At 62.5% G+C, this 24,028-nt stretch carries 16 protein-coding genes and 1 pseudogene; 6 read left to right on the forward strand and 11 right to left on the reverse strand.

The genetic code is table 11. The features are described from left to right. Window positions 1-143 precede the first annotated feature (143 nt). The 6 genes and pseudogenes from ACV229_RS08850 to ACV229_RS08875 all read left to right on the forward strand — a co-directional run bounded on the left by ACV229_RS08850 (window position 144) and on the right by ACV229_RS08875 (window position 8,805). Window positions 144-1,364, forward strand: coding sequence for a pyridoxal-phosphate-dependent aminotransferase family protein (locus ACV229_RS08850; protein ID WP_448082747.1), 1,221 nt, complete (start codon window positions 144-146; stop codon window positions 1,362-1,364). Further along, complete coding sequence (locus ACV229_RS08855) at window positions 1,361-2,143, forward strand: fumarylacetoacetate hydrolase family protein (protein ID WP_448082748.1); 783 nt, start codon at window positions 1,361-1,363, stop codon at window positions 2,141-2,143. The genes ACV229_RS08850 and ACV229_RS08855 overlap by 4 nt, the downstream gene beginning before the upstream one ends. A 60-nt stretch (window positions 2,144-2,203) precedes the next feature. Continuing rightward, window positions 2,204-5,230, forward strand: a complete 3,027-nt coding sequence (locus ACV229_RS08860; protein ID WP_448082749.1) for an FAD-binding and (Fe-S)-binding domain-containing protein — start codon at window positions 2,204-2,206, stop codon at window positions 5,228-5,230. A gap of 233 nt (window positions 5,231-5,463) precedes the next feature. Next, window positions 5,464-6,750 carry an MFS transporter gene (locus ACV229_RS08865; protein ID WP_448082750.1) on the forward strand — a complete coding sequence of 429 codons (1,287 nt, stop codon included), beginning with the start codon at window positions 5,464-5,466 and terminating at the stop codon, window positions 6,748-6,750. A 52-nt stretch (window positions 6,751-6,802) separates the two neighbouring features. Continuing rightward, window positions 6,803-7,583 (forward strand): annotated as a pseudogene (locus ACV229_RS08870) (enoyl-CoA hydratase/isomerase family protein). Window positions 7,584-7,626: 43 nt separating this feature from the next. Continuing rightward, entirely contained in the window at window positions 7,627-8,805 is a 1,179-nt protein-coding gene (locus tag ACV229_RS08875) for a CaiB/BaiF CoA transferase family protein (RefSeq protein ID WP_448082999.1), read from the forward strand. A gap of 141 nt (window positions 8,806-8,946) precedes the next feature. Here the strand turns inward: ACV229_RS08875 and tssJ are convergent, their stop codons facing one another. The 11 genes from tssJ to ACV229_RS08930 all read right to left on the reverse strand — a co-directional run bounded on the left by tssJ (window position 8,947) and on the right by ACV229_RS08930 (window position 24,025). Continuing rightward, window positions 8,947-9,477 (reverse strand): type VI secretion system lipoprotein TssJ, encoded by a 531-nt coding sequence (gene tssJ, locus ACV229_RS08880; RefSeq protein ID WP_448082751.1) that lies wholly within the window; start codon window positions 9,475-9,477, stop codon window positions 8,947-8,949. A gap of 22 nt (window positions 9,478-9,499) precedes the next feature. Further along, the gene (tssG, locus tag ACV229_RS08885) at window positions 9,500-10,588 is read right to left on the reverse strand and encodes a type VI secretion system baseplate subunit TssG (protein WP_448082752.1); all 1,089 of its coding nucleotides are present in this window, start codon (window positions 10,586-10,588) and stop codon (window positions 9,500-9,502) included. Beyond that, window positions 10,585-12,399, reverse strand: coding sequence for a type VI secretion system baseplate subunit TssF (gene tssF / locus ACV229_RS08890; RefSeq protein ID WP_448082753.1), 1,815 nt, complete (start codon window positions 12,397-12,399; stop codon window positions 10,585-10,587). Before tssF ends, tssG begins: the two co-directional genes overlap by 4 nt. Window positions 12,400-12,410: 11 nt before the next feature. After that, window positions 12,411-13,994, reverse strand: a complete 1,584-nt coding sequence (gene tssA / locus ACV229_RS08895) for a type VI secretion system protein TssA (protein WP_448082754.1) — start codon at window positions 13,992-13,994, stop codon at window positions 12,411-12,413. Continuing rightward, complete coding sequence (locus ACV229_RS08900) at window positions 13,991-17,554, reverse strand: ImcF-related family protein (RefSeq protein ID WP_448082755.1); 3,564 nt, start codon at window positions 17,552-17,554, stop codon at window positions 13,991-13,993. The genes tssA and ACV229_RS08900 overlap by 4 nt, the downstream gene beginning before the upstream one ends. Beyond that, a complete protein-coding gene (locus ACV229_RS08905) occupies window positions 17,551-18,726 on the reverse strand; it encodes a hypothetical protein (RefSeq protein WP_448082756.1) in 1,176 nt (391 codons plus the stop codon). The genes ACV229_RS08900 and ACV229_RS08905 overlap by 4 nt, the downstream gene beginning before the upstream one ends. A gap of 66 nt (window positions 18,727-18,792) precedes the next feature. Then, window positions 18,793-19,050, reverse strand: coding sequence for a PAAR domain-containing protein (locus ACV229_RS08910; protein ID WP_448082757.1), 258 nt, complete (start codon window positions 19,048-19,050; stop codon window positions 18,793-18,795). A gap of 271 nt (window positions 19,051-19,321) precedes the next feature. Further along, entirely contained in the window at window positions 19,322-20,098 is a 777-nt protein-coding gene (locus ACV229_RS08915) for a hypothetical protein (RefSeq protein ID WP_448082758.1), read from the reverse strand. 161 nt (window positions 20,099-20,259) lie between these two features. Beyond that, window positions 20,260-20,580 carry a hypothetical protein gene (locus ACV229_RS08920; RefSeq protein WP_448082759.1) on the reverse strand — a complete coding sequence of 107 codons (321 nt, stop codon included), beginning with the start codon at window positions 20,578-20,580 and terminating at the stop codon, window positions 20,260-20,262. Between the two features lie 18 nt (window positions 20,581-20,598). Then, the gene (locus ACV229_RS08925) at window positions 20,599-21,393 is read right to left on the reverse strand and encodes a hypothetical protein (RefSeq protein ID WP_448082760.1); all 795 of its coding nucleotides are present in this window, start codon (window positions 21,391-21,393) and stop codon (window positions 20,599-20,601) included. Beyond that, window positions 21,386-24,025: a glycoside hydrolase family 19 protein gene (locus ACV229_RS08930; protein WP_448082761.1), complete on the reverse strand. Its 2,640-nt coding sequence runs from the start codon at window positions 24,023-24,025 to the stop codon at window positions 21,386-21,388. The genes ACV229_RS08925 and ACV229_RS08930 overlap by 8 nt, the downstream gene beginning before the upstream one ends. Window positions 24,026-24,028 lie beyond the last annotated feature (3 nt).

Consider the following 24,028-nt stretch of genomic DNA (forward strand, 5'->3'; position numbering starts at 1 on the left):
CCAAACATCATTCCGTCGCGATTTTACTGCATCTGCCACGTATCACTATATTACTGGGGTTTCCCCTAGCGAATCCATGCTTTCCACGGCTGCCTTCCTGAGCTAAAGTTTTTTGCATGCAAAATTCAAAAGAGGAAACGAACATGCTCAAGCTAGACTTTCATCCCGCCGGCCGCCACTTCCTGCAGATTCCCGGGCCGAGCCCGGTCCCCGACCGCATCCTGCGGGCGATGAGCTATCCCACCATCGACCACCGCGGGCCGGAGTTCGGCGCGCTGGGCCTGAAAGTGCTCGACGGCATCAAGCAGATTTTCAAGACCACGCAGCCGGTCGTGATCTATCCGGCGTCCGGCACCGGTGCGTGGGAAGCGGCCCTGTGCAATACGTTGAGCGCGGGCGACACCGTGCTGATGGTCGAGACCGGCCACTTCGCGACGCTGTGGAAAAAGATGGCCGAGAACCTCGGCCTGAAGCCGGAGTTTCTCGGCCTGCCGGGCATCGAAGGCTGGCGGCGCGGCGTGCAGCCGGACATGATCGAGGCGCGGCTGCGCGCCGATACGGGCCACGCGATCAAGGCCGTCTGCGTCGTGCACAACGAAACGTCGACGGGCGTGACGTCGGACATCGCGGCCGTGCGCCATGCGATCGACGCCGCGGGCCACCCGGCGCTGTTGCTCGTCGATACGATCTCGGGCCTCGCGTCGGCCGACTACCGGCATGACGAATGGGGCGTCGATGTCACGGTCTCGGGATCGCAGAAGGGCTTGATGCTGCCCCCGGGCATCAGCTTCAACGCCGTCTCGCAAAAGGCGCTCGACGCGAGCCGGAGCGCCCGGCTGCCGCGCGCGTTCTGGGGCTGGGCGGAAATCATCGAGATGAACAAGCAAGGCTACTGGCCTTACACGCCGAACACGAACCTGCTGTACGGCTTGTCCGAAGCACTCGACATGATCTTCGACGAAGGTCTCGAGAACGTCTTCGCGCGCCATCAGCGGCTTGCCGCCGCCTGCCGCGCCGCCGTCACCGCGTGGGGCCTCGAGATCCAGTGCGCGGACCCGGCGGTCTACTCGCCCGTGCTGACCGGCGTGATGATGCCCGAAGGGATCGACGCCGACGCCGTGCGCAAGCTCGTCTACGAACGTTTCGACATGTCGCTCGGCACGGGTCTCGGCAAGATCAAGGGCCGCATGTTCCGCATCGGCCATCTCGGCGAGTGCAACGACCTCACGCTCATGGCCACGCTCGCGGGTTGCGAAATGGGCTTGAAGCTCGCCGGCGTCAAGCTCGCCGCAAGCGGTGTGGCCGCTGCCATGGAGCATCTGATGCACCACGCCGCCACGCCGGCGCTGAAGGTGGCAGCATGACGGCGCCCGCGGGGTTGCTCTCCCCCGTCGAGCGTCTCGCAGGCCTGCTGGCCGAGACCCGCGGTCGCGGCGCCTTCGCGGCGCTTGACTCGCTGCCTGCGTACCTGCAGCCGGCATGCACCGACGAAGCCTACGCCGTCCAGCACGCGACGCTGCGCGCGATGCGGTCGGCTCCCGCAGGCTGGAAGATCGGCTCGAAGTCGCATGACGGCCCGATCCAGGGCGCGCCGTTGCCGGCCAGCACCGTTCACCGAAGCCCCGCCATGCTTGCGTGCGACGCGTTCGTGAAGCCCGGCCTCGAGCTCGAAATCGCCTTCGTGCTCGGGCGACGCTTCAAGGCGCTCAGCGGGCCCTGCTCCGACGATGCCGTGCTCGATGGAATCGCATCCGTGCACGCGGCGATCGAAGTGGTCGCCAGCCGCTTTTCTGCATGGCCGAACGTCGACAAGCTCTGGCAACTCGCCGATCTGCAGAATCACGGCGCGTTGATTCTCGGTGAAGGCGTGCCCTACGACCCGTGCTATCCATTCGTCGCCCCGGCGATGCACTTTACGTTCGATGGCAAGAACGTGGTCGAGGGCAAGCCCGCCAACCCTGCAGGCGATCCGCGCCGGCTGCCGGGCTGGCTCGTCAGGCACTGCCTGTCGCGCGGACTGACGCTCGAACCCGGTTGCGTGCTGACGTGCGGTTCCTATACGGGCATGTATTTTCCGGGCGAAGCCGGCGTGGCGCGGGGTGCGATCGAAGGGCTGCCCCCCGTCGAGCTGATGCTCGCCTGAGCACGTGCCGCTCCGCTACCGAGCGCCGACCCACGCTGAACCGAACCGGCCGTGAAACCCATGTCCACTCCATCCTCGCAGGGACTCGTCCGCCCGATCCATCTGATGCCCGCGTCGGCGCGCGCGGCGCTCACGCCGCTTGCCGCGCGCCTCGCGAAGGCGCTCAGGGGCGACGTGCTGTTCGAGCGCGCGGCACGCGGCCGCTATGCGACCGATGCGTCGATCTACCAGATCATGCCGATCGGCGTGGTCGTGCCGGCGGATCAGGACGATCTGCGGCGCGCGCTCGAGATCGCCCGCGACACCGGCACGCCGTTGCTTGCGCGCGGCGGCGGCACGAGCCAGTGCGGCCAGACGGTTGGCGAAGCGCTCGTCGTCGATACGAGCAAGTGGCTGAACCGCATCGTCGATTTCGATAAAGACGCGCGCACCGTGACGGTCGAGCCCGGCATCGTGCTCGATCACCTGAACGCGTGGCTCAAGCCGCATGGCCTCTGGTTTCCCGTGGACGTGTCGACCGGCGCGCAATGCACGATCGGCGGCATGGCCGGCAACAACGCCTGCGGCTCGCGCTCGCTCGAATACGGGATCATGGTTCACAACGTCGAAGCGATCGACGCCGTGCTCGCCGACGGTCACGAGGCGCGCTTCGCGGCGCTCTCGACGATGTCGGCGGACGCGCGCACGCGCCGGCTCGTCGAAGGCGTGCACCGGATCGCGGTGCGCGAGCGCGACGCGTTGCGCGAGTGCGTGCCGAAAGTGCTGCGGCGCGTGTCGGGCTACAACCTCGACCTGTTCGACTGCCAGAACCCCCGCGCGTACACGACGACCGGCGAGCCGAACCTCGCCCATCTTCTCGTGGGCTCGGAAGGCACGCTGGCCTTCAGCCGCCAACTGGTGCTCAAGCTCGCGCCGATCCCCGCGCACAAGGTGCTCGGCGTCGTGAACTTCGCGTCCTTCCACGACGCGATGGAGATGACGCAGCACATCGTGAAGCTCGGCCCGGTTGCCGTCGAACTGGTCGATCGCACGATGATCGATCTGTCGATGTCCAATCCGTCGTTCAGGCCCGTCATCGAGCAGGCGCTCGTGGGTTCGCCGCAGGCGGTGCTGCTCGTCGAGTTCGCAGGCGAGGACCACGGTGCGCAGCTTGCCCGGCTCGCGAGGCTCACCGAGCTGATGGGTGATCTCGGCCAGCCGGGCTCGGTCGTCGAGATGCCCGATGCCGCCCAACAAAAGGCGTTGTGGGACGTTCGCAAGGCCGGCCTGAATATCATGATGAGCATGAAGGGCGACGGCAAACCGGTGTCGTTCATCGAGGACTGCGCCGTGCCGCTCGAGCATCTGGCCGAATACACGCGCCGTCTCACCGAGGTGTTTCACAAGCACGGCACCGAAGGCACCTGGTATGCGCACGCCAGTGTCGGCACGCTGCACGTCAGGCCGATTCTCGACATGCGCCGCGACGGCGCGCAAAAAATGCGCGCCATCGCCGAAGAAGCGGCCGCGATGGTGCGCGAGTACAAGGGGGCGTATTCAGGCGAGCACGGCGACGGACTGTGCCGCGGCGAATGGGTCGCATGGCAGTATGGCCCTCGTATCAACGACGCATTCCGGCAAATCAAGGCGCTCTTCGATCCCGACGGCCGGATGAGCCCGAACCGCATCGTCGATCCCCCGAGGATGGACGATGCCGCGAACTTCCGCTTCGCGCCCGGCTATGGCGAACGCCCGTTGAACCCGCGGCTCGACTGGTCGCCGTGGAACGTGACGCGCGATCCGATGACGGGCGAAGAAGGCGAGCCGGGCTCGGGCGGCGACCTCACGGGCGGCCTCGCCAGGGCCGTCGAAATGTGCAACAACAACGGCCATTGCCGCAAGTTCGATGCGGGCACGATGTGCCCGAGCTATCGCGTGACGAAGGACGAAGCGCATGTCACACGCGGGCGGGCCAACACGCTGCGGCTTGCCGTTTCCGGTCAACTCGGCGCGGACGGGCTCGCCGGACAAGACGTCAAGGACGCTCTCGACCTGTGCGTGTCGTGCAAGGGCTGCAAGCGCGACTGCCCGACCGGTGTCGATATGGCGCGATTCAAGATCGAGGCGCGCGCGGCGTGGAACGGGCGCCACGGGATGCGCCTGCGTGAGCGCGTCATCGCGTTCCTGCCACGCTATGCGCCTGTCGCGAGCCGCATGTCGGCACTCGTTGCGACGCTCGAGCGCGCGCCGCTGGCGGCGGGATGGATCAAGGCGGGGCTGGGACTGGCCACACAGCGTTCGATGCCACGCTTCAAGCGTGCGTTCCTGTCGACGGCGACACAGCCTGCATCTCGCGCCGATGCAGCAAAGGAGGTGCTGCTCTTCGTCGATACCTTCAACAACTACATGGAGCCGGAGAACGCCGCCGCCGCGCGGCGCGTGCTCGAAGCGGGCGGCTATGCGGTGCGGTTCAACGTCACCGCGCCGAGCGAACGTCCGCTGTGCTGCGGCCGCACCTTCCTCGCGGCGGGACACGTCGATGCCGCGAAGGCCGAGGCCAGACGCACGCTCGATGCGCTGCTGCCCTATGTCGAGCGCGGCGTGCCGATCGTCGGCCTCGAGCCGTCGTGCCTGCTTTCGTTGCGCGACGAGTTCCTTGCGTACGGCTGGGGCGACGAAGCCATTCGTCTGTCGAAGGCCTCGTATCTGTTCGAGGAGTTCCTCGTGCGCGAGAGCCAGGCGCAGCGGCTGGACCTTCGGCTCAACGCGCTTCCTCAGACGAAGGCACTTGTGCACGGCCATTGCCACCAGAAGGCATTCGACGCGCTTCGCCCGGTGCAGACCGTGCTCGGCTGGATTCCGGGGCTGGACGTGTCGACGATCGAATCGTCCTGCTGCGGCATGGCGGGAAGTTTCGGCTATGAAGCGGAGCATTACGACGCATCGATGGCGATGGCCGAGTTGTCGTTGCTTCCGGCGGTGCGCAACGCGGGCGATGCGCTGATCGTCGCCGACGGCACGAGTTGCCGCCATCAGATCGCCGACGGCGCCATGCGCGAAGCACTGCACGTGGCACGCGTGCTCGCGATGGCTCTGATGGACAGTTGAAGCGCTTTTGCGATGCGATGAACTGAGGAACGCGAAGACGATCCGCATCGAATACAGGAGACATACATGAAACGATCCCGCAAGCCCGACATCCCCTGATTCGCGTTTGCCGGCTGCAGTGTGCTCCGGCCCCGTCGGCGCCCCCTGACGAAGCACGGGAGCCCGTTCGCTTCGAGCGCCCTTGCCGGGTTGCGCTCCGGAGCGCACCATCAAACCAAGATCAGGAGACAAGCATGTTACGTCGTGCCACGATGCGCGTGCTGTTGCTGCTGTGTGTGATGTACTTCATCACGTACGTCGATCGCGTCAATGTCAGTACCGCCGCGAGTGCGTTCGGCGCCGAACTGCATTTGTCGCATACGCAGGTCGGACTGGTGTTTTCGATGTTCGCCTACCCCTACCTCGTATTCCAGATCATCGGCGGGTGGATCGGTGACCGCTTCGGTCCGCGCCGCACGCTCGCCGTATGCGGCGTGGTGTGGGCAGGCGCCACCGTGCTGACCGGACTCGCCGGTGGCTTCGCGTCGCTTTTGGTTGCGCGGCTGCTGCTCGGGCTCGGGGAAGGCGCGACCTTCCCGACGGCGACGCGCGCGATGTCGAACTGGATGCCGGCCGAGCAGCGCGGCCTCGCGCAGGGCACGACGCACGCCGCCTCGCGGATCGGCAACGCTGTCGCGCCGCCGCTCGTCGTCTGGCTCATGGTCGCGACGGGCTGGCGCGGCGCCTTCATCGTCGCCGGCGTCGTGAGCTTTTTGTGGACGATGGTGTGGATCTGGTACTTCCGCGACAATCCGCGCGAGCATCCGCGCATCACCGACGCCGAATGCGCACGACTGTCCGCCTATTCGGGTTCCGGGCAACGCGCGTCGACCCCGTGGGGTCCGCTGCTCGTGCGCATGGCACCCGTGACGGCCGTGTACTTCTGCTACGGCTGGGTTCTGTGGCTGTTCCTGGGCTGGATTCCGCAGTACTTCCTGCACAACTATCACATGGCGCTCGGCAAGTCGGCGCTGTTCGCGTCGGGTGTGTTCTTCGCCGGCGTACTCGGCGATTGGCTCGGCGGCACGGTCACGGACGCGATCCTGCACCGAAGCGGCAATGTGCGCCTCGCGCGCAACGTGATGGTCGGCACCTGCATGCTGCTCACGCTGCTCTCGCTCGCGCCCATCATGCTGATCTCGAACATGTCGATCACGCTGGCCGCGCTGTGCCTGAGCGGCGGATTCTTCTTCAATGAGATGACGATCGGCCCGATGTGGTCCGTGCCGATGGACGTCGCGCCGAAGCATGCGGGTATCGCGAGCGGCGTCATGAATTCGGGCTCCGCGCTTGCCGCGATCATCAGTCCTGTCATCGGTGGCTGGCTGATCGACCGGACCGGCAACTGGAACCTGCCGTTCATCGTATCGATGGCGCTGATGGCAATCGGAATCGTGCTGTCGTTCACGATGCGTCCGGACCGCTCGCTCGAGATCGAGCATCGTGAAGCGACGACGGAGAGAGCCGGCAATCCGGCGTGAGACAGATCGGCTGCGCTTGCGACAAGGCAATGAGCAGCACGAAGGAGTCAGTATGAATGAGTCCGCCATCGAAATCGAGCGAGATGACACCATCGCGACCGTCGTCATCGATCGGCAGGAAAAGCTCAATGCGATGACCAGGCACATGTGGCGCGCTCGGAGAGGCCATCGAAACGCTCTCGGCCGACGACTCGCTGCGTTGTATCGTCGTGCGCGGCGCCAGCGACAAGGCGTTTTCACCGGGCAACGACATCGGCGAGTTCCGCACCGATCGGGCCAATGTGGAGCAAGCGCGGGCGTATGGCGCGATCATGCATCGCACGCTCGCGGCACTCGACGCTTGCCGCCACCCGCTCGTCGCAATGATTCACGGTGTGTGCGTCGGCGGCGGCCTCGAGATCGCGGCGATGTGCGATTTGCGCATCTGCGGCGAATCGAGCCGCTTTGGCGTGCCGATCAAGAATCTCGGGCTCGTGATGGCGCACGCGGAACTGGCGGGGCTCGTTCGGCTCGTGGGGCCAGCCGTGGCGCTCGAGATCCTGCTCGAAGGGCGCATCTTCGATGCGGCCGAAGCGCTCGCCAAGGGACTCGTGACGCGCGTCGTCCCCGACGACCAGGTCAGCGCGCACAGCTACGAGACGGCGCGCCGGATCGCCCATGGCGCGCCACTCGTCGCGCGCTGGCACAAGCGCTTCGTGAAACGCCTGCTGGATCCGACGCCGTTGTCGGCCGCAGAGCGCGACGAGGGCTTCGCCTGTTTCGGGACCGCCGATTTCCGCACGGGTTACCAGGCATTCCTCGATAAAGTCCAACCTAAATTCAACGGGTGTTGAAGTGAACCAGACCGAAACGACCGGCACGGGCCCCCTTGCCGGCATGCGCGTCATCGAGCTCGCGCATATCATGTCGGGACCGATCTGCGGGATGATGCTTGCCGATATGGGGGCGGACGTCATCAAGGTCGAGAAGATCCCCGACGGCGACGATTGCCGGCGCTTCGCGCCGATTCTCGAAGGCGGCGAATCGGCTTCGTTCATGATGGTCAACCGGAACAAGCGCGGCATCGCATTGAATCTGAAGACGGCGGGCGGACGGGCGGTGCTGCAAGCGATGCTCGCGACTGCCGACGTCGTCACCGAGAACTACCGTCGCGGCACGATGGAAAAGCTAGGCATGGGTTACGAGACGCTCAAGACCGCGAACCCCGGGCTCATCTACTGCGCGATATCGGGGTTCGGGCGCAGCGGACCGATGGCCGACAAGGGCGGGTTCGACCTGATCGCCCAGGGCATGAGCGGCCTCATGAGCATGACCGGTGAGCCGGGCCAGGCGCCGATCAAGGCAGGCTCGCCGGTGACGGACATCAACGCCGGGATCCTCGCGGCGCTCGGCATCTGCGCCGCTTATGCGGGAAAAGCGCGAACGGGGCTCGGGCAAATGGTGGACACGTCGCTTTTCGAAGCGGGTCTTCAGCAAATGTACTGGGCATTCGCCAACTACTTCGCCGACGGCACGGTGCTGCCGAAAGCGGGCTCCGCCAATCCGACGAGCGCGCCCTATCAGGCGTTTCGAACACGGGACGGCTGGATAAACATCGGTGCAGCCAACCAGAGCAACTACGAGCGGCTCGTCGACGTGCTGCAGATACCCGGGCTCGCCGACGACGAGCGTTTCCGCACGAACGCCGGGCGCATGAAGCATCGCGCGGCGCTCGTGGAGATCCTGAGTGTGCGGCTCGTCGAACGGCCCACGGACGAATGGCTCGCGCGCTTCGACGAAGCCGGCCTGCCGAGCGGGCCGGTCCTCGCAGTGCCCGAGGCTGCCGCTCACGAGCAAGCGATTGCACGCGGCATGATCGTCGAAACGGCGCATCCCGTCGCTGGACGCGTTCGAGGGCTCGGCCTGCCGATCCACTTTTCCGAGGGGTGTGAAGAGCCGTCGCGGCCGGCACCCCTCCTCGGGCAGCATACGGCGCAAGTGCTGCGCGAATACGGGTTCGACGACGAACGGATTCGAGCACTCGAGAAAGAAGGCGCGATCTTGAGACGGTTTTGATTTCGGCGCAAATTTCCGGTTAGGTCACTTTAGGGTCAGCGTAGCTTTGCTTTGAGGTGCAAACTAAATGAGTTCGAGGATCAGGGCAGGCAACGATCTCTCCATTTTTAAAATCGGGAATGTCGGCCGGGAAACCATGAACTACCTTGATGAATTCTCTGGTGCGGCGCCACCCGCGAACAGAAGCTGGTCGACGAGTTCGAGCTTCAACGGCTTGTCCGCGTCGAGCTTCTTTTTCTCGATCACGTACTTCCAGCCGTCACCATTGCCGGGGTTGCGGTAGAACGCGACGATCGCGACGTATTTCGTGTCAGCCTGCATTGGCTGCGTGAGGCTAGCTGACGCACCAGGGTTCAGCACGGACGCGATGCTCGCCTGCAGGTCCTGGGCAAGCATGGTCCGGTCGTTCTTCAACAAGTCCTCGTAGGACGCGCCATCGAACATCTTGCGATCCTTCAACTGGTACACGCGTACCGCGACCGAAGTCGCGCGGCCCGCGTCGTCGGGGTTCAATGCCTCCCGAGCGGACAGGTCGACGTTGAGCACCTTCACTTGCTTGAAGAACACCGCGTGATAAGCGCTTGACGAGGTGTCCGAGACGGTTTGCCACGCGCCGCATGCCGACAAGAGCAGGACGGACGCAGCAATTGAAATCGTGGAGCGGATGAGCATTGGCATTCTCCGGTCATGCATGTCATGGAGTCAGGTGTGGATTGGGCCCGGGCGCGGCGAACGCTTCGTAGACGCCGAGTGCGATATTGACGACACGGTCCTCTTCAGCGGGCAGCACGGTAGTCCAGCCAAGCCGAGGCGCCGGACCGCCATTTCCCACACCGATCGCTGGTTCCGGCGCGTAACGTGACGACACTTCCATGCGCAGGTGCACGTCGGCCTTGACGCCGACATACAGCTGCACATAGGCCATCAGATCGCGATGCAGCGTCCCGCCGGGCAGCAGGCCGTGCGCCTGTTCCGCATCGGCGGGCTGCAGCGTCACGCGCACCGCCCGGCTGCGATACGCCATCCGCTTGCCCAGCACATAACCGCCGCCCAGACCGTCGCGTTTCCCGCTTTCCGGCATACCCGTGGCGTCACCCGCCGAAGTGAGCGGCCGAGGTCGACCGGTCGACGTCACGACAGGCCAGAACTCGTCGACCCGCACGCCGACGTGCGGAATCGCCAACGCGACGACGCCGGCCAATCCTTCCGGCGTGCGGGTGCGCTGAATCAAGAGCCCCAGCAGTGCCAGCATCCGTGAATCGGGCAGGCCCGCACGCTTCGGCTTGTCGCCCCAGCCGAACCCGGCCAGACACAGCAGACTGCGCGAATGCGCATCGATACCGCCGGGCCGGAAATGTTCTGGATAGCGATACTTCTGCCAGGTTCGAAACAGCAGCGTGACGTACCGGTGATTGAATTGGTCGAGAAATGCTTCGACCACCTCGTGCCCTTCCTCGCGTAGCACGATCTCGTCGATCATGTGCGAAGGCATCGCTGCGTCGACGCCGTACAGACCCATGAAAGTCGTGCGTACGGTCGGCGGCGCATCAGGTCGTTCGTCGTCGAACTCGACCGACGCGACTTCGCCTGCCGGGAAGCCCATGCGTGGCCGCGGCCGGAATCGCACGGGTTCATGCTCGAGGGTATCCCGCGCACCGAACCCTGGCAGGTCAGGCACACGCACCTCGAGCAGACGGCACAGCTGCATGAAGTTCATGCGTGGTGCGCGCGCCAGCAGCGACGCGACCAGCGGGTCGAGATTGGGGAGGTCGTGCGGCTTCATAGCGGTGCCCGCCCAGCCTTGCTGCGCGGCCATTCGATCCGGGCCTGCGACGGCAGGCTGACGATTGCGAGCTTCGTGAACAGATTGATGTCGGCGTAGAGCGCGAAGAACCGATGCAGCAACTCACCGAACAACATCACGTCGCCCTCACCCGCAAACGCATGGCTGTCGAGCGTCACCTCGATCAGTACGCCCCGCTCGACCGAGCCGCCGGACACCTCCTCGATCAGCTCCTGCGACACCCACAGAATGCCCGCGAGCCTCCGACGGTTGAGTTCGTCGTCCGTCCAGTCGTAAAGCGCGAGCGCCCCGCGCAGCACTTCCGCGTTCATCATCGACAGGAAGTTCGGCGCCAGATGTGACAGCACGCGCCACTGGAAACGGTCCTCCGTTGGCGGGTACAGCGGCAGCGTCGGCGACACGAGATTGCGCACCCCGGCGACATTCTGCGTGCTGGTCGCGAGCTCGTTGAGGCTCGCTTCCCGCAGCCCCTTGCGTGGCAACAGCCCGTTCGTCCCCGTCACACGCAGCGACAGGCTTTCTTCCGGCAAGGTCTGCATCGTTTCCCACGCGTGACCACCGAGAATCACCCACGTCTCGTGAAGGCCGGAGACGCCCGGCCTCACCCGCGCGTGGAAATACCGCTCCGGTGCCTCATGGCGCAGCATACCGCCGCGATGCCGGAACGTCGCGAACGGCACGTATTCGTACCGTTCGGCCGTTTCGTGGTCGAATGCCTCGATCGCGTCGACCGAATACGTTTCGACATGCTCGCCTTGATGCCCCGCCGGCACCACGCGGTATTCGGTTTCGTGATGGTCGATCTGGATCGGCTCGGCATCCAGTTCGAACAGGTTGATCACGGGAGAGCAGAACAGTCGTACGTTCTCCGCGCTGAAGCGCTGGTCCGATGGATAAGCGTGCTTCAGCACGATCTCCAGCTCGAAACGGGTCGAGCTTTCGGGCAGCTTCGTGATATCCAGTCCGCACAGGTCGACGAACAGGAATTTCTCGCGGAATGTGAAGTACTCGAGCAGCAGCTGGTAACCCGAGAATGCCGCATCGGCCTTCGGCCACAACCGTTCTTCGATCGAGAAGCCGGCCGGCTCGATCGTGACGCCCGCGAGCGGTACCGCTTCGCCGTTGCGGATTTCCGGAATGCGCCAGTGGATGGTGTCGATCTGGCGCGTGAATGCGAGGTGCATCGCGAACGCCGTCGGCAGATCCGCGCTCAGATGCAGGCGCAACCGCGTCAGGTCCGTCTCTTTGCGGCGTGCCGAACCGTCGAGCGCGAACCCGAGGCGAATCACCGAGCGGCCGTCGTGGCGCACGGTTGGTCCAGCATGCGTGATCGCGATCGGTTGCAGCGTGACGGCTTGCGTGGTTCGGTAAACACACTGCACCGTTTTCGGTGTCGTGCCTTCGGCGCCGGCTGAGGGCGGCACGGCAATCGGTGCGGAGCGCACCGGCACGCCCGCCGGCACGACTTCGGTCTTCTGAAGCTTTTCTGCAAGCGGGACGAGCTCGACCACCGATAGCGACGGGATCATCCGCAGATAGTGCGACCATAGCAGGCTGACCAGCCCTTCCGTCAGTTCCGGCAGCTCGTCGTCGAGTTTCTGGCGAAGCCGACCGGTCAGGAACGCAAAGCCCTCGAACAGTCGCTCGACGTAGGGGTCGCGATCGCCGACGCGATCGAGGTTGAGCAGGCGTGCACGGTCGGGATGCGCCTTCGCGAATTCCTTGCCGGACTCGCGCAGGTAGCGCATTTCCGCTTCGTAGTAGCGCAGGATCGGATCGTCGTTTTCCATTGGAATTCTTGTTATGAGAGAGTCAGTGCGCGCGCCGGATCGAGCACGGTCAGTTCCGCCTGCAGTTCGCCGATGCGGCGCGCAAGCGCCGGTTTGTCGGCATCCTTGCGGTTGCTCATCGCTTTCAACGCACGAACCAGTTGTTGCTTGACCTCGAAGACCAGCGCCGGCTCCCAGCGCATCAGCGGCAGCGACCGGGATGACGTATCGAGCTCGGCCAGCAGCGCCAGTGCCGTATCCGGGCGGCCGGCGTGATCGGCAAGGCGCGCCATCACAAGCCGTTGCAGGTAGCGGTGGCGGTCGGTCCTCATGCCCGGCAGCGCTTCGAGCCACGCGAATGCGGCTTCCACGCCTTCGCGCCCGGCCAGTTCCCGCGCCTGCACCTCGATTTCCGGCCAATCGCCGGCGGCGTCGCCTGCGCTGTCGGCTGACACGGCCAGCGGCGCGACAGCCTCGCCCGCTTCGAGGTCGCGCACGACCGCGTGTCGTGCGATCCATTCGAGCGTCGTGTCGTCGGCGAACGGCGTGCCGTCGTTGAATACCAGCCGCTCGATGCCGGGCAGTCGTTCGAGGAACAGCGCGAAGTCCGCGCGTATCAGTGCGCGCCAAGTGTTGTACGGCGCGCCAACGTGGTCGAGGGCGACGTGCTGGAAGTACTGGAGGTCGAACCAAAGGTGGTTCACGCCCTCCATGAACGCGCCCTCGACGCGTTCGAGCAACTCGTGCCATTGCTTCTGCAACACGAGCCGTTTCATCTGCTGGCGCAGCTCGGCGCGTGGCGGGACGAGGCGCGTGCGGGCTGCGGCATCCGCCGGTGGCACCTCATGCAGCGTGTCCCAGCGGATGCTGCGCACGAGCCGCACCGACGGCAGGTAGCCGTTCTCCTGGTCACGTAGCCAGACCGCCATCCTGCGCGCCTGATCGAGCAGATCGCGTGTCGAGGCAATGGCGATGGACGTTGCTGAAACGGTCGCACTTGTTGTCGCGACGGTTTCCGCTTCCGTATCGCGCGACGGTTGGCCCTTGCGCTCAAAGCGGGAGACGAGCGGTTGCAGGTTCGGGCGCGCGGCTTCGGGCCACGCGCCCGTGCCGGCTACCAGCACATCGAGCGCGGCGAGCGCACGCTCGAGGTCGGCCGGCGCAAACGCGCCACGGCTGTCGAGCAGTTCGATCACGCGCGCGGTGGCCAACATTTCGAGCGCGCCCTTCTTCGCCTCGGCGCGCGCGGGCAATACGGCTTCCCCGAACCGGTCGACGAGCGCGGCCGCCAGCTCGAGCCCGTCCGCGAAACCAGCGGGGCCATCCTGACGCAGCCGGGCGAATGCGAAGTAGCCGGCCAGACGCAAATCCTTGCCGATTTCCTTGATCAACTGCTCGCAGGACCTGACGATCAGGCCATCGTCGATGCCGGAAAGCTTTTGCGTTTCCTCGCGGAGCTCGAAGAACACGTCCTCGTAGCACGGATCGCGGCCGACGCCATCGTTGCCTGCGAGCGGGAGCAGCCACGCATTCCACGCGTCGAGCCGTGCTTGCACCAGCTGCTCGGCGTCTTCGCGGGCAGGGAAAAGGCCCTTGAACAGTCCCCCCAGTTTCATTCGACCTCCGGCAATGCGCCGTGCGGAAGCGGCACCGCGGCGTGCTTTGCCGCTTCGATCATCGACCGGGGCAGCGGCAGCGGATTCGCGTCCGAGAGCTTGGGCCCCGACTTCGCCGAACCCGTCAGGAAAACCCGTGTCGGCAGCGTAAAGTTGCGCAGTTGCAGCACGTCGAGCGGACCCGCGCCCGCCTCGCTGCGCAACTGCACCCTGAGCGAAATGCCTTGGCTCATATCGGGTGTCCAGGTCAGCAGATAGCGCGCGTTGTCCTGCTGTGACACCTTCGCGCGCTCTAGCAGCCGGATCAGGCCGAACCGGCCCTGCGAGTCAAGTGCCGTACGTAAGCCACCGTGCTCGGTCTGCCATTCGATGTGGGACAGGTTTTCGAGCGACTGGCCCGGCCACTCGAATGGCACCCATTCCTGCTTTTGGTTGAAGTAGCGCAGCTCCCGCCCGGATAGCACGAATTTCATGTCGGTCACACCCGGTGTCGGCACGGCCTGCAGTTCGTACCGCACGCGCGCGTCTCCGGACGGGAACAGCACGGTCGAGACGCGCGTCAGCTTGTTCAGGCTGCTCAGGAAGCCCGGATCGATCGCCAATGCACCGTGGTCGGCACCCTGCGCGGCCACCCACCGGTCGCCTTGCCGTTCAACGACGCCGGCAAGCTGGGTCGTGATGAACTGCGCAATCACGCCGTTGTCGGGCCGCATGAAGCGCGCCATTTCAGGTAGCGACGCGTCATTGTCCGAGTCCGAGAACGGATAGCGGCCGCCGAACGTCTTGTTCCAGTCAGCCACGATCGCGGTGCGCCAGATTTCGTTCAGGCTCGACGCGGCCGGCTGCACGACGACCTGCCACGCCTGGTCAAACGGCGCCCGAAAAAGCTCACCGAAGCCGGCCCATTGCTCGCCGAGGCTCGCGGCCACGCGGCTCGCATAGTCGCGGCTGTCCGAAATATCGGACGTCTTGCCTTGCAGGACCGACTGAGCGGCAAGACGTGCGATCGCGTCCGGGTCGGCGCCGGAGACGATCTGCGATGCCTTGAGACGCATTGCGGTGACCCGTTCGAGGTAGCGCGCGAGACTGAGGTCCCCCGTCGCAGCCAGTTGAGCGGCGGCCTTGCCGTTGGCTGAGGCGCTGGATACCAGATCGCTGCCGGTCAGGCGCAGGATCGGTCCAAAGGCTGCGGCGAGCGGCGCAAGCTGCGGCTGCGCCCGTTTCGACGGATCTTTCTCGTCCGCACCGACAAGCTGCTGTGCCTTGTTGATCAAGCTATCGGAAAGTGACTGCGCGTTCGCGCCCGCGCCCGCCTGATAAACGACGGCGTTCATCAGCGCGACGAGCGGCGAGCGTTGCGGGTCGCCCAGCAGCGTCAGCTGGTCGGCCGTGGCCGACAGCGTCGGCGCGGATTGCCACCGCAGGCTGTTGAGGAACAGCGCCCAAGCACGTGCGTAATCATCGAAGTAGCGCTGGCGCAGCTCGGCTTTCAGCGTTGACGGCGACTGGTTGCTGGTCTTGGCGTCCGACAGCACCCAGTCGCCGGACACGTCGCGCTGCGCGCTGGCGTCATCGATCGCCTTCGAGATCCGTTCGTCCCACGCGGTGCGCGTAAATATGCCTGGGATGGCTGAAGTCGTGTTGAACAGGCCGCGGCTCGTGGTGTCACCGAGCAACGTGGCAAGCGACACCGGGGGGTACTTCGGCGATGCCTCGTCAATAATCTGCTGATACAGCGCATCCTTGGAATTCTGAATGCCGCGCACACCAATGACCGTTTGGCGGGCTGACGCGATCAGGTTGCCGTCGGGCACGATCGCAAGCGCGGTGGCATTCGACGCAGTGTCACGGTCAAGATGGTTCGCGAAGAACGCGATTGCGTGCAGACGCAGATCTTCCCAAGTGCCTGACGACAACGGCGAATTGACGGGACGTGCGGGCGCGGCCGTCGCGACAAGTTGCGGCGTCAGAAAGGCAGCCACGGCCAGCTCGGGCTTCGAGAGCATCAGGTAGGCCTTGAGCGTGTCGTAGGCGGCCTGGATCTGCGCATTGCCACCGCTGGCGATTTCGGCATCCGACAGCGACGCAAGCTGGTGCAGGCGCGCCTCGAGCTTCTGGCGGATCGGGGCCACGAGGATGCGGCTCGCCGCATTGGCGTAGCCTGGCCATAGCGCGTCGAGCAGTGCGCTGTCACGGTTCAAGCCAAACCGCGCCGTCCACGGTGCGCCGTCACGCTGCTGGACTTCCAGCGTATCGATCTGGCGGTCAAGGCCATCGAGCGCTTGCAAGGCCTGCGTGCGATCCTCGACAGTGGACAGCTGCGCGACCGTATCGGCCGCGTTCTGGATCGTTGCACGGTTGACGAATCCCGACAGCATCGTGCCGCCGATCCAGCAGCCGACAAGGCCGGTCGTGATCCAAGCGGCTGTCGTCGACAGCGAGAAGCCAACGCGGCGGCCGTGGATTCTGCGGCTATGCGCGGCGACGGTCTGCCAGATCGTTCGATGTTGAGGCCCGACTGCCGGCTCGTCGTCGTTCGCGTCGACGGGCAGTGGCGGCGCCAGCTCACGCTCCTTGAACAGTGGTGCGAAAAGAAGCCCGTGGACCGCGTGCCGCCATACACGGGACTGGGAAGTTTGCAGTACCAGACCGGACAGCGCGCTACGAAGGTTCGAAATATGCTGCGACAGCTCGGCGGGATAGCGGTCGTCTGCATTCTTCGTCAGGCGTACGACACCGGCATCCGCCAGATTGCAGGTGAGGCCTTGCAATGACATGTCGATCTCATCCGCGCTTACGCGCGCGTTGGACCATGTGAAGCCGATCGCCTCGTCGGGACTCGACGTTTCGCTGCCGAAATCGGTGACGTTGAGCAGATACGCAGGCGCGGCCCAGCGCAGGGCACGGGCATGGCGCGCGAGCCGTTGGGCGAGCCCGTCGGTCTCGAATGGTGTATTGGCCGAACTGCGGTTACGGGTCACTGCCACAATCGCGTCGACCGGGCGACGGCGGCGCAGGCGGCGGATCTGGTCGAGCCATTCGGTCTCGAGCGTGTCGCGGGTTTGCCTGGCGTACAGCAGGATCGTATCGCCGGTGATCAAATATCCCGTGTCGACGAGTCCCGGCGCCAGACGCTTCACCAGCGGTAAGTCGCCGGCGACGAGTACCCATCGTTCGCGATAGCGCCAGCGCCAGCCGTGGCGGTCATGCAGAAAATTTCGGAGCGCAGCAATCCGGTCGACTTGTCGTGGTGACTCGTCCGAATTGTCGCGGTTAACGGAGGCTGCGCGTTTGCCGGTGTCGTAACGGGCAAACCAACGGGAAGCTCTCAGCGAGGCAATCCAAAGCAGCACAAGCTCGAAGTACTTGAGCAGCAGGAACACCATCAGCAAGACGCAAAACAAGGAAAGCTCGATGATGATCCGGGTATCGCGAGACCATCCGTGATGAGGCCCCTCCACCCATAACGCGATACTGAGCGCCAGGAAGACGATGACTGCAGCGATGCCAATGAAGAGGCCGGCCGGTCGAGTCTTGTTGTCGTTCTTGTTACCGTTCATGTCTGCTTTCTACATATGAGGGCGATCAGTTCTTTACCTTCGCCACACAGCACAATTTGCGGGTCACCCGTTGTCCGGGCACTTTCTGCGGCAAGGGCGACGGCCAACCACGGCCCCGCGCCCGAACAGTCGCCCACCGAGGTCTCGAGCCTGATCCATCGTGTCTCATCAGGGAATGACGCGGCTTGCCGAACCGCGCTCGCGCTGTCACTGGTCAGACCATGCGCCCACACCGTGCGCAGCCGGTCGAGCAAGGATTGCCCCCAACGGGCGGCAAGCTCAAGCGTCGAGGTGGCGGCATCAAACGTGCCTTTGGCAGGGCGATGCAGCCGTAGCCCGACGGGCATGGCCGGTGACGTAAGGCGCGGGTGCCCAATGAGCAGGGCGACGCCGGCCTCCGCAACGCCATCAGACAGGACGGCACTGATTGCATCGCGAAGCTCGATGGCAACCAGCAGGTAGGCCGTATTGACATCTCGATTGTCAAGCCACGCGTCCGTCCGGAAGAGAGGAATCGGGTGTTCATCCTGCACGACGTCCACCTTCAATGCAGGCACTCGTTCAGCGAACACTTGCCGTACGCGGGTCTCGACGGCCTCGGATTTCAGCCTGGACCGATGATGCAGCTCGACTTGAAGCTTCGTTCGCGGCGGAAGAGTGCTGAGTTGCGGCAGGAGACGGTCGATCAGGCGTTCGAGCAGCCACGTACACACGGCACGATGGCGAGCATGTTCAGCGAGTTCGTTACCCGGCTGAAAAAGCATCTCGGGGATGTCAAGCCAACGTGCATTGACTTCGCTATCCGCGACTGCGCCGCTCGGCCTGAGTTGCGCCAGTTCAGCTCCTGTCAGTATCCCTTCGAGCGAGTTTTCCGCATCGTTCGCGGCGAAGCACCAGGCATGGCCCAGTATCGCCAGCGGACTGCCCGCCATGGCGTGACACCGCTGCTCCGCCTCATCGCTGACGCGGTTAGTAGCAATCGCCTGATTGCGACGGGCGTAGCCATACCCGAGCCAAGCGAATAGCAGGAAAGCCCAGGCCAGGAAGGGATAACCGACGACGCGAAACCAGAACCGCATCGTATTCGTCGGACGGTCAGTCGGCCAGAATGCAATCGTCAGCCCCGCCCCCGCTCCCACGACGAGCACCAGCAGGACCGTCCAGACGATCATCGACGCCCTAGGCGGAAGCGGCACCCTCACCCGCGGCGGAACGCGATTGAAATCGACAGGCATCGCTTACCGAACCTGCGCCCCGGTGGACGAGGCAACGAGGACGGCTCCGCAGCGCGTGTGATCGCCATCGCGGGAAAGTGGTGTGGTGCCGTCCTTCATCCTGCCGCTGCCTTCGACGATTTCGTTGTCGCCGTGGATCGGGCACGAGACCTTGTCGCCAATGCGCGCGGCCCGGCGACCCTTCACCTTGATGCGATCCGAGCCAGTCAGGATCTTGCCGCCGTGGCTCGTTGCGTCACCTTCATATGCGAAATTTTTCATTTGGCGCTTCCAATTTATCTCGTGAACTTCAAAAACATTCGCAATTAACTTTACCGCTCAAATCGCACACATAAATCAATCCTCAATTTACACTCTTTGCCCGACGTTCAGTTTCAAGCGCTGCGCACATTAACCACATCCTTTGGGGAGCCAAAGAATTAGAGCGACATTGTTGTATGCAATCAAGCGTTCTGGATAACCAATAGCGCCGCCGTTCACTGCCTTCGATACGGCACGAACATTGCCGGAATCCGCAATTCCAATCACATTTTTACTGGTGGCTACCTGTGGAACACGCATTCACATCTTCACAACGAATCCATCGATCGATAATATTTCCGTTCTTCTGACGATACCTTGACACCACAAACCCCTTCGACAAACTAGAGCCATTCACCAATACTGAGTCACCTTGCACAAGGTAGGCTCTGGTAACTGATGATTTCTCCGGCATTGCATATAGATATGCCCTCTTTGAAATCACTGCATGTCCGACCCAGGTGCCCGACTCAACTGGCGCCACGTGGATAGATGTGCCATTCCGGTCGCCAGTCAGGATCTTCTTCAGCTTTGCGGCGTTTTCGGTGTCTCCATCCCTCTGTAATTGGACAAGTAATTTCGAATAAGCATTTCTGTTCCCTGAAACTGGTGGATCGCATGCAAGCAGATTGTCAATTGTGGTACCTTCCGTCAGATATGCTAGGATTGGCGGCTGTGAAATTTGATATCCGCTTTTGTGTTTCGACGAATAAGCGGCATAGATGTCGGCTGCATTAGGTGGATTATCGAAGATCGACTCAATGTTGACGGACCACTGGTGAGGCGGGCGCCACTCTCCACCACAGACTGCATCTTGCGCCACATGCACAACGCAACCGTCCTTCATACGTACGAAGGCACACAGATACTCGGAATGTACAGACGCACCGCTGGAATCATCGAGATCTCCTTCAGCAGAAAAATTCACGATTGGGTACTGTTTGTCCGGAGACAGACTGTTCGTGCCCGGCTCGTAAAATTTCAATCCCTCATCGAAAGGGGCAAACATCGTGCCATCTGGCCGCTTAAAGCGAAGCGATCGGTAGGCGTCGTGCCCGCGATTGGTATACTGTAGAACACTTGATTCACCCGACATACTTACCTGGGCCTGAACGCAGGCAGACAGTACTGCCAAGAACAAAAATATGGATCTACGAATCATTTTGAGTTTTACAGCATCCCGCGAAGGTGGTTGTAACGTTCTACAGCAGAGTTCATATGGCGTGATGGGCCATAGATCTGAATAAGTTCGGCTTCATACTGCGATCTGCTGTCACCCCATTGCGTCGGGTCTGTGCCCAATGCCGTGTGCCGTGCCCGAAGTGTATTAATCGATGTTCCAAGATCTTTAGAGACATTACCGGGTGCGTTGACGTCTTGATCAAGAACAAGCGCGCGACCTAACCGAGATAGAAAGAAGTCACTTACTGAATTGCTATAGCCGCTCGACTTCTTAGCGATGGCAATGTGCAAACGACCAATGAAATCCACAACCTGCTTCTTCTGATATCAATTCACCTTCTTTGTCCGCCCTTCAATTTCAAGCGCGGAACACATTAACCACATCTCTAGCGGGTTCGCACCTCCAGAGAAATTAACTTGACACCATCCTGCTGTAACTTTTCCAACTGTAGCCCGATCTCCTTCGATCAGATATTTTCTTGTCTTGTCACTAGTGTTCGGTAATTCGAACAGGTAGCTTTTAAACTTCACTCGGACAGGAATGTTGCCGTTCCCACTCATCAGCGATGCGAAAGGAGATTCTATTGCCCGCCGAACATCCAGTCTTGACAGGTAAGGGAATTTGTATACCATTTTCGCCCCATCTGATATGAAGCTATAACCCGTCCCAAACCAATCGGAAGCGCGCTCATTACGACGCAAGACGTTCCCGGTCAGATCAAAAACATCGACAGAGTAGAACTTGCCAGATGAATTTGGTTCCGCGAGAGAGTCTCGCACTTCCACTGAGTGGATTACGAAGATTTTTTCTCGGTAATTTTGATCAATTTTCAATGAAAATGCGTCGACAATTTCGCCGGGTGTATCGTCATAGAGCAGCCCACGACCTTCGGCCTTTAAAGGGGAATTTCCATCGGCGATATAATACAAGGAAATCGCCTCGTTGCCGACCTGCGCCCCAGTCTTAGGATCCAATACCTGCTCTCGAACAAAGCAGATTATTCCGCTCTCTATGCTCAGCGGCGGGTAACTCTGTGCGCCGTGAATATCGGCACACGTATTCTTCGCGCATGCCGAACCGCTCATAAGAGCGATCGCCAAGAAAATATAATTCTTAATCATCAGTGCACCCCGATGAAAAATATTGATTGAATATGGCAGAAATCTCTCTTTTGAACTGCTGTCGTTCAGAAAGACCTTTGTATCCGGGGTTTATTGGGTGAGTAACCTTCTTGACGCCGCCATCTCCGACGGCCGTTGGATTGTCAGCAATCGAACCAATGCCCCTGTCACTCCAGAACCATAATCCAGTCTCTATAATCACTCTGGGGTTATTTTCGACAAGCTCTGGCTGACTATCAATAGGATAGCCAATCGCTTGCGCGCAGCGCTTGTAGGTTTCGTAATGGGTCAAGTGAAGCAGGCCGCGACCACGAAAGTCTTTTCCGGGTTGTTCGTTGGCCCCAAAGCAGTGTTCACCATAAGCGGCATCATTTGCAATCAGATGATTTTGAATCCATGCAATCTTTGCCAAAGGAGTTGGAAAGGTCATATTTTTACGAGCAAAACCGTTGTTGATAGCAGTGGGGGCCATGCCATACAGTCTTTGCCCGGTGTAGCTTGCATAGTTGAGCGACTCTCTGAATGCTGTAAAGCGCTGCGTCTCGTGCTTGGCCTGCGCTAAGAGATGCTTCACTTGGCGGCAGCTATTTACACCATATTCCGGGAATAATTCAACTGAAGCGCGGGTCATTTCGACGACAAAGTTGGCATCAGCGCCGGGGGCAATTTTTCTCAAGAACTCTGTGGTTAATGTGACTATCGCAGCGCATCTCTTGCACACAAGATTCTTGCTGGAGAAATTTGCTGCGATGGCAATTGGGTTAACATGATGTACATCTGGACCCGGAAAGCCCTGCACCCTGGCCTTCACGTCATCCCACCACGCGAGCTTCTCAATCCGCTTCTGCTCTTCCTCGTGCTGCGGCTTGGGTCCCGTCTGCTTCTCCAGCTCTGCAATTAGCTGCGTCCACTTTGATGGATTGGCCCACTCGCTTTCGTGCTTGACGATCAGCCGGGACGCCGCCTGCATCAGCCACGGATAGCCGCCACGCTCGGTCTGCGATAGCGTGCATAGTTCATCTGCTGCCTGCTTGCCATCGCCTTTCTTGAACAGGGCGTCGTACACCCTGAGCATCAAAGGGCTAAGCTTCGAACGCGAAGCGAGGTCAACAGCATTCGCATCGCTCGCATAATCAACCCACTTCGGGGTTGTCGCAAAGATCGTGTGCGCGGGATCATGGGCATCCGCCAGGCATTCAAAGTCGATCCACTTCTGCGCGAATTCTCGCGTCACCCTCCCTGGCGTGTGGTTGAAGTCGCACACCCAACCGTCGATCGGTTGACCTTGTGCATTCACGCCGTCAACGTGCCACCAGCTCACCGGGTAACCCGGATCGGGATGCGGATGCGGCTCGGGGATCCGCCGATTCGGTTCACGCGCCAGTTCGGCGAGCGAATACACCTGAACCGCGTCCGTCTTTCTCGACTGCGGATCAGCGCCTGGAACGAACTTGTTATCCTGGGTACGTTGATACAGCACCGTGCCCGGCGCGATCCGCAGGATTGTTGGCTCGGATGGCAGGCCCAGTGCCGCCCAGTCCGCCTTGTGCGGACCGTGCTGGTTGACCCATGCGCGACCCTGTTCGAGGAACGACTGGATGCCGTCGTCGCAGTACACCTCGATGTGCGCCATCCGGGTTCCGGACGTGCATTGGTTCAGCGAGTCGTAGCGGCCGAGGTGGCCAATCAGGTCGCCTGCCTTGACCGGAATGCCGCCTCCATCGCCTTGCGGATCACCCTTTGTGCACGTCTGATTCGTCGTCACGATCACGCGGTCGAACATCGAGTCCGCGATGACCTCTTCGACGACCGGTCCGCCATTTTCCTGGCCCATAGAAATCCAGCCGCCAACTGCAAGGGACGGCTCGACGTAGCCGCCGGCTTCGGGCGGGTACAGCGAAGCTCCGAGCAGGTCCGTCACCTTGCCCCACTCCCGTCCGTGCACTTTCTCCTTCCTGCCGAGGCTCACACTTGCGGCCTGCGGCAGGATGCCAATCGGCGTGCCATTGGGGGTCTTGCGAACCCTCAGCCCCTGCTGCGACGGATCAGCGGCCTGTCCGTTGCGACCCGGCGAGGGTTTATCCTGCGCATACTGCGTCACCTGCCATTGCCGCGGCCAGTAAGACGGCTTGTCACGCTTCGGGAAGTTCGCGTAGTCCTCCCAGGACATCAGGTGCATGTACAGGCTGTAGAACGTCAGCTTCGTGCCTTGGGGGAACTCCATCTTGTGCCGCACCAGCGCGAAGCCCGTGCTATACGGCGCCTGAACGGGCGATCCACTACCGGCTTCGGCGATCTCGCTAAGCGGGTATATCTTGTTGGCGCGAAACGCGATCAGCTCACCGTCGGCGATGCAGCGCATTCCCGCTTCGAGATCCAGCGACTGCCCGGCGCCGGCCTCCGTGATGTGGATGCCACCGTGCCACACCCCCTTGCGGCTGACGAGATACGCGCCTGACGGCTCGCGTTCGGCCAGCAGCCGGTAAATCTCGTGCTCGTCGGTGAACTGGGCGGAGGCCTCCGACTGGCCGCGTCCCTTCCGAAGAAACGGAAAGGCGAACGGCAACGGCTTCAGCTTGGCTGGCGCCGGCGTAGGCGACTGCGGCTTCTTCGGTGCAGGTTGGCTTGTCATTAT

Source organism: Burkholderia sp. MR1-5-21 (assembly GCF_053427715.1).